Here is a 12,523-nt window from a genome sequence, read left to right as displayed (position 1 = left end):
CGATTCCGGCTCCGGCCCGCCGCGCCTCCGTGCGCGGACCCGTAAGCCTCAGACGCACCAAGGGAAAACGCCACCGCTACGGCCGGGCCGCGTCAAGCGGATCATACGTCGCAAACGATCCGGTGAATGCGACTGATCCGACCGGGATGATGCAGGATACGAACTGCGCCATCACCTGCACTGTGTTTGGCGGGCCTGTCCCGATCTACAGCGCAACGGGAATGCAAGTTGGTACTTACAATCATGAAGCAGCGTTGGCGGCGGTAGAGGTCGCAGGTTATGGGGCGGCTGCCTATCAGATCGCCGAGGCTGGCGTAGGCCTTGTTGAACTTGGCGGGTCTGTCGTGGCGCTGACGCAAAGCGGCTTGAGGACATCCTCTGTGACGCCAGCCAGAGCGTGGTCAGAAATCAATGCGACAAGATTTGTTGAGAGTAAGCCAAATCAAATGGTCCGTAGAGGTTGGGATCCAGTGAGTATTGGTGAGGCGACTGTAAACAATATAGGAACCGGAACGACTGTTAATCGGGCTACAAGCAACCCTGCAACTGCCTATTTTGTAAGTAAAAATCAATATGTTATTGTAGATGACGTGACGGGTGATTTGGTTCAAATTTCTAATAAAAATGATCCTGACTGGATTCCTGACCGAGACATCGTTGGGGGGCCGAAGTGACGTCAAGCTGTAATCGAATTGAACCGAGTGATTTGATTGAATACATAAATTCCAGAAAAAATGCGGGCAACCTATTGTTTGATTTGGAGTGTTTGTATTTGTCTGAATTTAGTACGCGACCTTCAATGAGGTACACGATCTACAGAAGTGATTTAGAGCGAGAGGATTGGTCAAGCTTGGTGTCTGAGCGGATAACCGAAGCTCTATCTGCTGCTGATGAAGGTGAGCACGTTGTATTCGAGGTTGCTGACTAAGAGGGCAATATAAAAGGGGTGTCGTAACCTCTTGCTTGGCCATCGATTGTTGCGCCCTCAACGACTTGCCCTGAGTTGCCCGCTTTTACGGCCGTGGCGACCGAGGGCAGGATAGGCTTTGCGCCGGCAATGTCTGACAGGCTTGGCCGTGGGGCGGGAACGGCCGGCGATTGGCCTCGTTGATCGAGCCGAGCGGAGGTGGATCGGATGATGGACGTGGTGATGTTCGCGCTGGGCGGCCTGACGGGGCTGGTGCTGTGGTGGCTGGTGCTGGGTCCGCTGTTCCACGGCTTCATGCACTGGCTGATGGGGTTGCCGGTCAGGTCGGATGCGGCCGCCTCGTGCACGACCGAACATTCTCCCAGGTGATCCGTCCTCGAGGTCGTCCCGGCCGGGCGCCGCGCCGTGGTCCTGGTGTTGGGTGCATGAACGCCTAGAGGGTCGGTTCGCCGGGCGTGGAACCCTTCCGCTTACAGATCAAAATTACAGTGCCCCGGAGGGGGCCGATTGGAGGGATCGTTCCGGAGTGGGAACGATGCACACCTTACGCACACCTGCGGTGCCCCTAAGTCTTTGAATATAAGATGCAATGTTCGGGCGCAAAATGGATCACTAGTGATCCACCTCGCGTCGCATCATCAATTGTATTGTCGAAACAATGGATTAGGTGGATCACTATAGCAGTTCAGAAATCGAAGGCCAGCGGCAGCGGCGCAATCGTGAAGGCTGGCCAGTCGCCGGCGCTTCCGGAATGCTCGCGGATCTTAACTACGAGCCCCGGCTCATGGGGCCATTAGGAAGCGGCTTATCGGCCTTCGACCACGACCGCAGCTGCTCGTCATGCTCTGCCTTCACCACCTGACGCGCCTCCTCGCGCGTCAGCTTATGCTTCCGCATAAGGCTGTCGTAGTCGGTTTGTTCGTGCCGGACGTAGGTGGACATCACGATGCCGACGGCTTGTCCAAGGCTGACAGGCGGCTGCCAGAGCCTGTCAGCGATCTCGCCGCCAAAGCGCTGACGCAGTTCGGGCGGGAGCCCAGGATGTTTGTTGTCGAGGTGGGACAGCACCCGTTCGAGTGTGAACTGTGCGGCCTTCTTCGCGCGGCGTGATTTTGCCATTCGGGTTCCTAAAGGCTGAGCTCTGGACCGCTTCGACCCCGTGAGTGATCGCGCTCTCTCTCGATCTGGATCAACCGGTCATCCCCTCGCAGTTCAGCACGGGGCGTGGTCGCCCTTCGGACCGGCTCCGGCGCCGGATGTTTCCGCTCTTCCTCGTGCGCGACGCTTCTGCGCGCCTTCTCCAAGGCAGGGTCCGCGAACGTCACCTGGAGCCACGGCAGAAGCGACATTTCGAGGACCGCCGCGCGGAAGGCGTCGCTGCCTTCCACAACGAGCGGCTGGCCGGGGAAGCGATCCGACGCCAGGGCCAAGGCCAGAAACGCGGCTTCGCGTGACAGGGTGTCGGTCCGGACCTCCGCGGCTCGATCCGTGACGCGGCCGCCGTCGCGGGTCTGATAGACCACATCGCCGTTTCGCATGACCGTCGGCATGCGCGGCTGATACAGGACGTCCTGCACGGCTCGGAGATCCTGGGCGGTGATGATGTCGCCGAAAGAACCAGCCCGGCGAATCGTGCGCGAGCGCAGAGCAGACAGCGCCGCCTCGTCCCCACGCGATGCTTGCTCCTCGAGAAAACCCTGCCAGGTCGGAAGAGGATGCGCGGCCTTCACCGCCGCCCGGTCCTCGGCCAGGAGCCGGTCTCGCTCGGCATAGGCCGACTTTCTGGACGCTTCGACGCGACCGAGGGCTTCGCGGCGCAGCGGCCCTCGCAAGTCGTGTCTTATACGGACGCCCGCCTTCTCCTTGCGATAATGCTCGCGGAGACGTTGGGCGTAGTGGCCGTGCCGCGTATTGACCTCGGCCATGGCGGCGGCGCGCCCTCGCTCGGCCTCCGTGCGGGCCGCCCGATAGTCGGCGTGAAGACGGCGGGCTTGGGCGCTGCGCTGAACGGCGCCGTCATAGGTCTGTTGCGGTCGCCCATAGTCGTAGAACTGCGCCTTATACGCGCCGAGACGGTCGGTCAGCGCCTTGGCGGATAGGCTCCGGTCGATGCTGCTGGCCTTCACACAGGTTTTTGTGCCCGGCACTCCGGCGACCAGCCCTGCCCCCTTTGGCCGAAGCTCCAAGCCGTATCGGGCGAAGACCTCATGAACGGCCTCCCAAGACGAGGCTGTGGCGGCGACCGTCAGAATGTCATCGCGCGCATGGGTCGCGATCCAGCCCGAAAGCGATTGGCGCCCAGAGTGCGCCTCCATCGTCTTGGCCCGTTCCGGCGTCCGCGTCGGCTCAGCCTCCTGGCCAAGATTGTGGATCTGATCGCTGACCAGCCCATGGTTATCCAGCAGGAGATCATGCCGCAGCTCCAGCTCGCGACACGCCGCCATCAGCTTGGGATAATCGTTATGGGGGGCGACATTCCTCAGGGTCTTCGGGTGTACCTTGTTGATCGCCACATGGATGTGAAGATTGTCCGTGTCGTCGTGGACGGCGGAGATCCGTTGGTGCTCCGAGAAGCCTATCGCCGCGACGAGGTGATCCTCAATGTCGCGGAGCTGCTCCAGGGTCGGCCGTTCGCCGTCGGGGAAACTGATGACCAGATGATAGGACTTGTCCGACTGCGACCGCGTGTTTCGGGCCTGCACCAGTTCAATCTCGGTGATGGCCATCTCGAGATCGTCGTCGGCGCAGTTGGTCACCCGCGCGGCGACCACCCGATGCCCGCCACCGACGCGATCAACGACATAGCCAGCGAGCCGGTCGAAGGCCTGTTCGTCGGTGGGATGTTTGATGTCGAGGATATAGCAGCCGAGCCGCGTATAGGCGCCGGCCCCGGCCTTGCGCGCGATGTGATGCGCGATCAAAGGGCGCGCACCTTGTGACGGATTTCCTCCGATGTGGCGGCGATCTGCTCGGCTAGGGCCGCGACCTCTTGAGAGCTCGCGCCCTCGCCTGGCCGCTGATCGAGCCACAGCTTCAAAAGGTTGCCCAGGCGATTCAGATCGCCCCTGGTGCGGATGATCTCCTCGACCCGCTCGCCGTCCAATCGGGACTTGGGCTCGTACCCCAGCGTGAGCCGACGGACCAGCTCCGCCATCGACATTCCGACCGAGGCGGCAGTGGCCTTAATGCGCGCGTGCTCGTCGTCACTCAGCACTATGCGAAGCCCGCGCTCCCGAGCGCCGCTCATGCTGCGGCCCTCCAAAACCCCGCGCCAGCGGAGCGTCGAGCCGAAGGCGAGTAAGCCGCATTACGAGGGAGGGAGCACTGCGAACTGATATCGGAATGCATATCCTGCCCTCTAACGCCAGGCAAAGGAACGCAAATCATGGAAAGTGGGGCACACTTCCAACCGCGCGTCGCAGATATTGCGTTGATTTGCCTTGTTTTGCCTTCCGACGCCCAGCGAAGCTCGCCCCCGGGAAGGCACGAAATTGCATCTATTCGCATCTATTCGCATCCTTTCTCATGGGGCCTTAACGCGAGGAGACCTGCGGCGGGGCTCACATAGCGTACGATCAGTTCCATTTGCGTGATGCACATATGAAGCTTGCTTTCTCCATTTGTGCAAGGCACTAATGGCGCATGGCAAATCTTTCACAGCTCGTTGAAGTGCTCGCCCTCGTGACTGGTGACCCAGAGCCGGGCTTGGTTGTCTTGGCCAGGTCACTTCGAGAGGCCGGCTACATCTCGACAGGGGGGCGAGGCCGTAGCGCTGCCCAGATGAAGGAGCGCGATGTTGCCGCCATGCTGCTCGCGGTGGCCGCCGGCGGCGACAACACTCGCGCTGCCGATACTCTTCGGCATGTCGGGAACTTGCGTCTCCTCGAAGGATCCGAGGGCCGCACGTACGACGGCGATCACGGGAAGTTTCCACTCAGTCAACGACCGGTTGGGATCGGCCTGGAGCCAGGCGCGACTATGTTGGCATGCCTGACGCTCCTCTTGGAGCAGTACACCAATGGCGAATGCTCGCCCTCGGAAACGACAGGAGCCGGGGACCGAAGGCCGTCTGAAATCTCATTTATTATTCGCCACGACCGCTTCGGATGGTCGGGCGATATCAACGTCTACGTCCGGAGCGGCGAGGACGTGTATCTGCGCTTTACGCAAGACGGATTGCCGCAGCCCACCCCAATTCTAGAAAGCCTGAAATCGGTCGGCCCGTGCGACAACGCGACGAGGGCCAAGGTTACGTCAACAAGACTGGGAGCCATTGCAGCTCACCTCGCCATGAACTGCGTGCGCGGCGTCGATCACCCCTTTGTCCGCCGTCATGACGCACTGGTCAGCTAATGTCGGCATCGACAACTCCGGCCATACCCACACTCCTCACCCTGAAGGAAGTCTGCGATGCTCTTCGCCTTTCGGAGAAGACGGTGATGAACCTCATCAACGAACGGTACATCCGAGCTATCAAAACCGGCCGCCAGTGGCGCATCCGCTCTGACGACCTCGACAGCTACACACGAGGCGAAACATGTCCCTCCATCGGCGCGGCGACACCTGGCACTACGACTTCTGGTTCACAGGCGAGCGATTTCGCGGCACGACGCGCTGCAGGAAAAAGGGCGATGCCCAAAAGGTCCTCGACAACCTCCGCCGAGATCTTGCCTTGGGAGCATCTGACGCGGCCCAAGGCCGGACGCTGAAGGAGGTCTCAGTGGAGTGGTTCAAGGCCAAGGTGGCGGGGACCAAGGCCGAGGCCACTGTAGCCTTCCGCCTGAACATCATGCTGCGCCATTTCGACGGCGAAGCCTTGATCTCGACCATCGGCGCGGCTGAGGTTCAGACCGCCATCAGTCGGCGCCGGGTCGAGACAACGCGCCAAGGAAAACTGCCCTCCAACAGCACCGTCAATCGGGACCTGATAGACACCACGCTTCGGCCGATACTGCGCTTCGCTCGGCGGAACTTGGAGCTGAGGGTACGGGAGATCCCATGGAGCGATCTGCGGCTGAAGGAGCCTAAGGGCCGGACAAGGACCTTCAGCGGGGCCGAGATCGACGCCTGGCGCGCCGCCCTACCCGACTGGCACCAGCCGCTGTTCGACTTCATCAACCGCTACGGCGTCCGTCTGACCGAAGCCTTCTTCCCACTGGACGCTATCGACGTCGCCGGCGGCCGGGTGGCGCTCAGGGCGCGTAAGAACGGCGGGACCCACTACCTCCCGCTACTGCCCAACGACCTTTCGGACATGAAGGCCAGGATGGGGCGGGCCCTAGATGCTGAGCTCGACACCGTCTGGTTCAGGCAGAAGCCGAACGGCAAGCTGCAAGCAATCACGCCCAGGGGCCACCAGGCCGCCTCCCAGTCCGCGCTCAAGACCGCAAAGATCGCGGACGCACGCCCAGTTCACGACAGGCGCCACCACGCCGCCACGACAGCCCTGAAGGCATCGGGAAATCTGGCTGTGGTGAAGCAGCTCTTGGGGCACGAGAGCATCACGTCGACGGCTCGCTACGCGCACGTCTCTGACGCCGACGTGCTCGCCGCACTTGGTCACAACATCCCCCACACGGAGGCCGAGATTTCTAAAAAGGACAAGGATAACAACACACAGGAGGTGGGATGACCCGAAACCTAAATCCAGTGCGTCTACCAGTTCCGCCACATCCGCATGGGCAGGCAGAGGGCTCTAGAGGGGCGGGCCGCGCCTGACAAGAGCCCAACCGGCTTCAACGACGACCGGCGACCAGTTCGTTGCGAATAGTGCGCCCCAGGGGATCGCGCGCCTGCCAACTTTGACCGATATCGGCCTCCACCATGCGGCTGCAGAAGCGCGGCAGTATCTGGCGTGGGCGGAAGCCGCTCAGGCAGATCTTGTCGCCCTCGCGGCTCCAGCGGGCGCTCAGTTGGTGCCCGTCCGAGAACTGGGATTCATACCGCCCGTCCGGCTCGAAGAAATGCTTCACCCACTGGCCGTTAGGATAGTGGGACACGATCGTATTGCCGAACGCTTCGGACATATCCGCCCGCACCGGCGCCGCCGCCACGACGAATCCCAGCGCCAAGCCACAGCCGACTACCGCAATCCGCATCCACCCCTCCAACCTGACGCAACGGGATTATTACCGTCCGTTAAGGTTTGGCAAGCAGGGAGAGTTCCGGACGCGCAGCCTCAGACGTTGCCGCGGCGGCCCGATTCGAACAGGAACCAGACCCGCTTCTCGGTCTCATCGACCCAATTCTCCAGCAGGCTGGCGGTGGCGATGTCCTTGTGTTCGTCGCATAGGTCATGGACCTCGCGCATCCGAGCCACCAGGTCATTGTTGTCGTCCCGCAACTCGGCCAGCATGTCGAGCGGATCCACATAGTCGGCGTCGTTATCGAGCACCCGCGACTCGCGGGCGATCTGACCAACGGAACGCAGGGTGGTCCCGCCGATCTTGCGGGCGCGCTCGGCGATCAGGTCCGTCATGGCCAGGATCTCGGCCGACTGTTCGTCCAGAAGCAGGTGGTAGTCGCGGAAATGCGGCCCCGAGACATGCCAGTGGAAATTTTTGGTCTTGATATAGAGCGCAAAGACATCCGCAAGCAGGCCGGTCAGGGCGGCCGAAATATCCCGCGTCGCCTCTTCAGACAGGCTGGTTGGGGTTCTGAGCGGCGCCAGACGCTTTTCGCGGGCGGTGGCCATGATGCTTCTCCTCGGGTTCAGCGTATCGTCAAGCTAGTGAGGGACACGCTCCGGCGAAAGCCCCGCCGTCCGCCATTTTTGCGGCTGTTGTGCGCGGCCGCCTCTGCGGCTCGATCTCCGCCGATTCGACCGTTCCCTACACCCTCAGTAAACCAATGTTGGTCATGGTCGAGATTTCTGACTTGGCTCGCCCAAGTCCGTCCGGCTCAGACATCATGCGATACAACATCTGCAGTCGGGTGTGGGACGACGATGGCCGTCCCGTAAGCCATACCGCCATCGCCCAGGGGCAGTACTGCATCAGCGACGACCCCAACGCCGTGATCACGACGGTTCTCGGCTCCTGTGTGGCCACCTGTATTCGCGACCCCCAACGAGGGATCGGCGGGATGAATCATTTCGTCCTTCCCCACTCGCCGACGCCGAGGAAAGAAGACTCCGATCTATCGCGTTACGGCGACTATCTGACGCCCTGCCTGATAGACGCACTCTTGGCCAAGGGCGCCAAGCTCCAACGCCTGGAAGCCGTCGTCTTCGGCGGCGCCAGTGCAAGCGAGTCATTCTACAATGTCGGGGAACGCAACCTCGCCTTCGCGCTGGATTTCCTCGCCGACCGGGGCGTTACGATCATCGATGCGCCCTGCCTCGGGTCGCTGGGTTGCAGGCTTGAGTACTGGCCTGTTTCCGGCAAGGTCACTCAGACGCCGTTGGGTGCCCCAAAGGCCCGCAGCTGAAGCAGATCCAGGCGCCGGACGTCCAAACGAGCTTGCCGACGCCTCAAACCGCTAGACCCAATCTATTGCCAATGCATACCCTGCGCGATACCTCTCCTCCATAGATGCCGGTTCCAGAACGGCGCTCCCCTATAGGATTGAACGAGGTCGATGATGATCAGCAGGCGCTCCGTGATGTCTGTGATGGCGGCCGTCGGCGGCCTTGCCGCCCACACCAGATCCGCGTCCGCTTCCCCGAGCGGTTCGGCGCCCGCCGACTCGAACGCGCTTATCGTCTCGACCTGGGATTTCGGGGCGGCGGCGAATGACGCGGCCTATGCTCGTCGCCGCGCCGGTGGATCCCTGCTGGATGCAGTCGAGGCGGGCGCCAACGTGCCTGAGGCCGACGCCTCCAACCATTCCGTCGGCTTCGGCGGCTACCCTGACCGGGACGGGCGCGTCACCCTGGACGCGGTCATCATGGACGATACGGGCCGCGTCGGCGCCGTCGCCGCTCTGGAAGACACCGTCCACGCCATTTCGGTGGCGCGCGCCGTGATGGAAAAGACCCCGCACACGTTTCTGGTCGGCGAAGGCGCCACCCGGTTCGCGCGCGATCAGGGCTTCCCGCAGACCAATCTGCTCACCCCCGAGGCCGAGGCCGCCTGGCGCGACTGGCTGAAGACGGCGGACTACAGCCCCCAGGCGAACGTCGAGCGGACCGGATACCGCACTTCCGGCGGCGCGCTGGATCACGACACCATCGGCCTTCTTATGCGTGACCCGGACGGCCGTTTCGCCGGCGCCTGCACGACATCTGGCATGGCCTTCAAGATGCGCGGACGCATCGGGGATTCGCCCCAGGTCGGCTCGGGCCTCTATGTCGAAAAGGATGTCGGCGGCGCGACCGCGACCGGGGTCGGCGAAGAAGTCACCCGGGTCGCCGGCAGCGCCCGGGTGGTCGCCTCGATGCGCGCCGGCGCCTCTCCCCAGGCCGCCTGCGAAGAGGTCGTGCGCCATATCGCCGGGCTGCGCGGCGACGCGATCCGTGGAGTTCAGGTCGGCTTCCTGGCCATGGACCGGCACGGCCGTGTCGGCGCATTCTGCCTGCTGCCCGGCTTCGTCTATGCGGTGACGGACACGTCCGGCGTGACCCAGGTCCGCACCGCCGCCTCGCTGTTCGCCAGTTGATGACGCCCCTGCTCGAGGTCTGCGTCGGGACCACGGCCGATGTCGAGGCCGCGACGGCAGGCGGCGCAGACCGGGTCGAGCTGTGCGCCGCCACCTCGGTCGGTGGCCTCACGCCTTCTGCGGCAGCCATTGCCGCTGCGACGCGCGGACCCTGCCCCGTCCATGTCCTGATCCGCCCCCGCGAAGGCGGTTTCACCTATGACGACCAGGACGCGGCGCTGATCGCGGACGATATTGCGCGGGCGCTTGACCTGGGCGCCGCCGGCGTAGTGGTCGGCGCCGGCCTATCGGACGGCCGACTGGACCTGGCGCGGCTGGAACAATGGATCAGCCAGGCCCGTCGGATCAACAGCGGGGCCGACGTCACCCTACATCGCGCCTTCGACCTCTGCCCTGACCTCGGCCAGGCCCTGGAACAGGCGGCGGCCCTGGGGTTCGACCGCATCCTGACTTCGGGCGGCCGTCCGCGCGCGTCGGACGCCGTCTCCGCCCTGATCGCCTTGCACGAACAGGCCGACGGTCGCCTGACCATCATGCCCGGCGGCGGCGTCAACGCGGCCAATGTCGCCCCGCTTCTGGCGGGCGGCCTTACGGCCTTCCATGCCTCTTGCAGCGAACCCGTCGGCGCAGATGGGCAGGATCCGCGTTTGCTCGAGTTCGGGTTCGTCGCCCCGGCGACTCGCAGGACGGCCGTCGCGCAAGTTGCTGCAATGCGAAAAGCCCTGAACGGACAGAGCAAATAGCCCTTGAACAATACCAATATATTACCTATCAACCTCCAGTGATATGTCATCAGGGGTTGAGTCTTTCGTGGTCAAATTGGCGCTGACGGCGACCGTCATGGAACGTGAGGCGCTCGAAGCCGCCGACGCCGTGGAGCATATGCTCCAGAAAAACGCTGCCGCATTTCAGGCTCTGGGCGCGCAACTGCGCACGACGCCCCCGGCAGTGGTGGTGACGGTCGCACGAGGATCTTCCGATCACGCCGCCACCTACGCCAAATATCTGATTGAGACCTTTGTCGGCGTGCCGGTCGCATCGGCGGCTCCCTCCATTGCCTCCGTCTACGGCGCCCCCAGCGCGCCCGGCCGCGCACTTTGCCTGGCGATCTCGCAAAGCGGTCGCAGCCCCGACCTGCTGGCCTCTGTCGATGCCCAACGCACCGCCGGCGCTCAGGTCGTCGCCCTGGTCAATGACGAGACCTCGCCCTTAGCCGAGCGGGCGGACACGCTGGCGGGGCTGAACGTCGGACCCGAGCTCGCGGTCGCGGCCACCAAATCCTTTATCGCCTCACTGGCGGGCGTTGCGGCGCTGGTGGCCGCATGGTCCGAGAATGCCAACCTTCAGGCGGCCGTGGCCAGACTGCCGGATGATCTGCGGCGCGCCGCATCCCTGGATTGGCGCGACGCCGCCGCCTCCCTGATGGACGCCGACCAGTTGTTCGTCATCGGTCGCGGCTTCGGCCTAGGCGTGGCCCAGGAGGCGGCGCTGAAGCTCAAGGAGACCTGCGGCGTCCAGGCCGAGCCTTTCAGTGCGGCCGAAGTCCGGCACGGCCCCATGGCCATCGTCGGCGAGGGCTTCCCCGTCCTGCTGATGGCGGGTTCCGACATCGCCGGCGATTCCGTCCGCGCCGTCGCCGCCGAGTTCACCGCTCGTGGCGCCAGAACCCTGCTGGCCGACGCCCAATCAGGCGCGGGCCCGCTCCCGACCTTCGCCGCCCACCCGGCTATAGAGCCCATCCTGATGATTCAGAGTTTCTATCGTCTGGCCGCCCATCTATCCGTGTCGCGCGGCCTCAACCCGGACGCGCCGCCCCATCTGCGCAAGGTGACGGAAACCGTATGACTCGCCTGCACTTCACCGGCGGCTCCATCGTCGTCTCCGACGGGGTTCACGCCGCCGGGACCATCACGATCGAGGGCGACCGCATCACAGCCCTGGACGTCGGCGCGGCGCCAGCCTCGGCTGACGCGATCATAGATCTTGCAGGCGGTTGGCTGACCCCCGGCTTCATAGACACCCAGTGTAACGGCGGCGGCCGGGTCCTGTTCAACGACGAACCGACGGTGGACGGCGTCGCCGTGATTGCCGAGGCGCACCGGCGTTTCGGCGCCACGGCCCTTCTGCCGACCATCATCAGCGACACGCCCGAGGTCATCGCCGCCGCCCTGGACGCCGTGGACGCAGCGATCGAAGCCGGCGTGCCCGGCGTCGTGGGCGTCCACATCGAAGGTCCGGTCATCAGCACAGCGCGCAAAGGCATCCATGACCCCAGCCGCTTCAGCCGCCTGGATGAGAACCTGATCGCCCTGCTGACGCGTCCCCGTCGAGGCAAGGTCGTCGTCACACTGGCCCCGGAACGGGTCCAACCCGCCGACATCGCACGCCTGGCCCAGGCCGGGGTGCGTGTATCGGCCGGACACAGCGACGCCGACTACGAAACGACCAAGGCCGCGTTCGCCGCCGGCATGACCGGCGTCACTCATCTCTACAACGCCATGACGCCGCTGCACCATCGGGCGCCGGGCCTCGTCGGCGCCGCCCTGGACGATCAACAGGTCTGGTGCGGAGTCATCGCGGACGGGCACCATGTTCATGACGCCGCCCTGCGTATCGCTCTGAGATCCCGGCCTATGGATCGCTTCATGCTAGTCAGCGACGCCATGCCCTGCGTCGGCGCGGACACGAAGGACTTCATGCTGCAAGGCCGGCGCATCAGGGTTCGCGACGGCCGCTGCGTCAGCGAGGACGGCACGCTAGCTGGGTCTGACCTAGACATGGCGGGGGCTGTGCGCGGGATCATCGCCCGTACTGGGATTACGGTTCCCCAGGCGGTCGCCATGGCCTCGACCAGTCCGGCAGCTTTCCTGGGGCTGTCTGAAGACAGAGGCGCGCTGGCTCCCGGGCTCCGCGCCGACTGGGTCTGGCTGACGGCGGACCTTCAACCGGCGGGCGTATGGGTCGGCGGTCAACGACTCCACTGACCGGCGCTTGATT

General features: G+C 63.9%; 14 protein-coding genes and 1 pseudogene. 10 read left to right on the top strand and 5 right to left on the bottom strand.

What is annotated here, in order from left to right:
* Positions 1-221: 221 nt before the first annotated feature.
* Positions 222-674: a colicin E5-related ribonuclease gene (locus ACW170_RS11175; protein ID WP_492086748.1), complete on the top strand. Its 453-nt coding sequence runs from the start codon at positions 222-224 to the stop codon at positions 672-674.
* 461 nt (positions 675-1,135) lie between these two features.
* Positions 1,136-1,297, top strand: a complete 162-nt coding sequence (locus tag ACW170_RS11170; protein ID WP_492086747.1) for a hypothetical protein — start codon at positions 1,136-1,138, stop codon at positions 1,295-1,297.
* Between the two features lie 399 nt (positions 1,298-1,696).
* Here the strand turns inward: ACW170_RS11170 and ACW170_RS11165 are convergent, their stop codons facing one another.
* Genes ACW170_RS11165 through ACW170_RS11155 form a run of 3 tightly spaced genes read right to left on the bottom strand, consistent with a single transcriptional unit; the run spans position 1,697 to position 4,175 of the window.
* The gene (locus ACW170_RS11165) at positions 1,697-2,047 is read right to left on the bottom strand and encodes a DUF2293 domain-containing protein (RefSeq protein WP_492086746.1); all 351 of its coding nucleotides are present in this window, start codon (positions 2,045-2,047) and stop codon (positions 1,697-1,699) included.
* A gap of 8 nt (positions 2,048-2,055) precedes the next feature.
* A complete protein-coding gene (gene traI / locus ACW170_RS11160; RefSeq protein ID WP_492086745.1) occupies positions 2,056-3,849 on the bottom strand; it encodes a TraI/MobA(P) family conjugative relaxase in 1,794 nt (597 codons plus the stop codon).
* Complete coding sequence (locus ACW170_RS11155) at positions 3,846-4,175, bottom strand: plasmid mobilization protein (protein ID WP_492086744.1); 330 nt, start codon at positions 4,173-4,175, stop codon at positions 3,846-3,848. The genes traI and ACW170_RS11155 overlap by 4 nt, the downstream gene beginning before the upstream one ends.
* Before the next feature lie 533 nt (positions 4,176-4,708).
* Between ACW170_RS11155 and ACW170_RS11150 the strand changes: the two genes are divergently transcribed.
* The 3 genes and pseudogenes from ACW170_RS11150 (at position 4,709) to ACW170_RS11140 (ending at position 6,560) form a co-directional block, all read left to right on the top strand.
* On the top strand, positions 4,709-5,281 hold the full coding sequence (locus tag ACW170_RS11150; protein ID WP_492086743.1) for a hypothetical protein: 573 nt from the start codon (positions 4,709-4,711) through the stop codon (positions 5,279-5,281).
* A pseudogene (locus ACW170_RS11145) lies at positions 5,281-5,397 on the top strand (helix-turn-helix domain-containing protein); the annotation flags it as partial. The gene ACW170_RS11150 and the pseudogene ACW170_RS11145, both read left to right, overlap by 1 nt.
* A 68-nt stretch (positions 5,398-5,465) precedes the next feature.
* Complete coding sequence (locus ACW170_RS11140) at positions 5,466-6,560, top strand: tyrosine-type recombinase/integrase (protein ID WP_492086742.1); 1,095 nt, start codon at positions 5,466-5,468, stop codon at positions 6,558-6,560.
* A gap of 103 nt (positions 6,561-6,663) precedes the next feature.
* Here ACW170_RS11140 and ACW170_RS11135 read toward each other — a convergent pair whose 3' ends face one another.
* Positions 6,664-7,026: a hypothetical protein gene (locus ACW170_RS11135; protein WP_492086741.1), complete on the bottom strand. Its 363-nt coding sequence runs from the start codon at positions 7,024-7,026 to the stop codon at positions 6,664-6,666.
* Positions 7,027-7,106: 80 nt separating this feature from the next.
* Positions 7,107-7,622: a Dps family protein gene (locus ACW170_RS11130; protein WP_492086740.1), complete on the bottom strand. Its 516-nt coding sequence runs from the start codon at positions 7,620-7,622 to the stop codon at positions 7,107-7,109.
* Positions 7,623-7,786: 164 nt separating this feature from the next.
* Here ACW170_RS11130 and ACW170_RS11125 point away from each other — a divergent pair, with 164 nt between their 5' ends.
* From ACW170_RS11125 to nagA, 5 genes are all read left to right on the top strand, one after another.
* Positions 7,787-8,356: a chemotaxis protein CheD gene (locus tag ACW170_RS11125; RefSeq protein WP_492086739.1), complete on the top strand. Its 570-nt coding sequence runs from the start codon at positions 7,787-7,789 to the stop codon at positions 8,354-8,356.
* 174 nt (positions 8,357-8,530) lie between these two features.
* Complete coding sequence (locus ACW170_RS11120) at positions 8,531-9,526, top strand: glycosylasparaginase (protein WP_492086738.1); 996 nt, start codon at positions 8,531-8,533, stop codon at positions 9,524-9,526.
* Complete coding sequence (locus tag ACW170_RS11115) at positions 9,526-10,269, top strand: copper homeostasis protein CutC (RefSeq protein ID WP_492086737.1); 744 nt, start codon at positions 9,526-9,528, stop codon at positions 10,267-10,269. The genes ACW170_RS11120 and ACW170_RS11115 overlap by 1 nt, the downstream gene beginning before the upstream one ends.
* Before the next feature lie 67 nt (positions 10,270-10,336).
* Positions 10,337-11,371, top strand: a complete 1,035-nt coding sequence (locus ACW170_RS11110; RefSeq protein WP_492086736.1) for an SIS domain-containing protein — start codon at positions 10,337-10,339, stop codon at positions 11,369-11,371.
* The gene (nagA, locus tag ACW170_RS11105; RefSeq protein ID WP_492086735.1) at positions 11,368-12,510 is read left to right on the top strand and encodes an N-acetylglucosamine-6-phosphate deacetylase; all 1,143 of its coding nucleotides are present in this window, start codon (positions 11,368-11,370) and stop codon (positions 12,508-12,510) included. The genes ACW170_RS11110 and nagA overlap by 4 nt, the downstream gene beginning before the upstream one ends.
* The last annotated feature ends 13 nt before the right edge of the window (positions 12,511-12,523 follow it).

This window comes from Brevundimonas sp. FV2ps16 (assembly GCF_058681075.1).
This window is presented reverse-complemented; position numbering and strand designations above follow the sequence as displayed.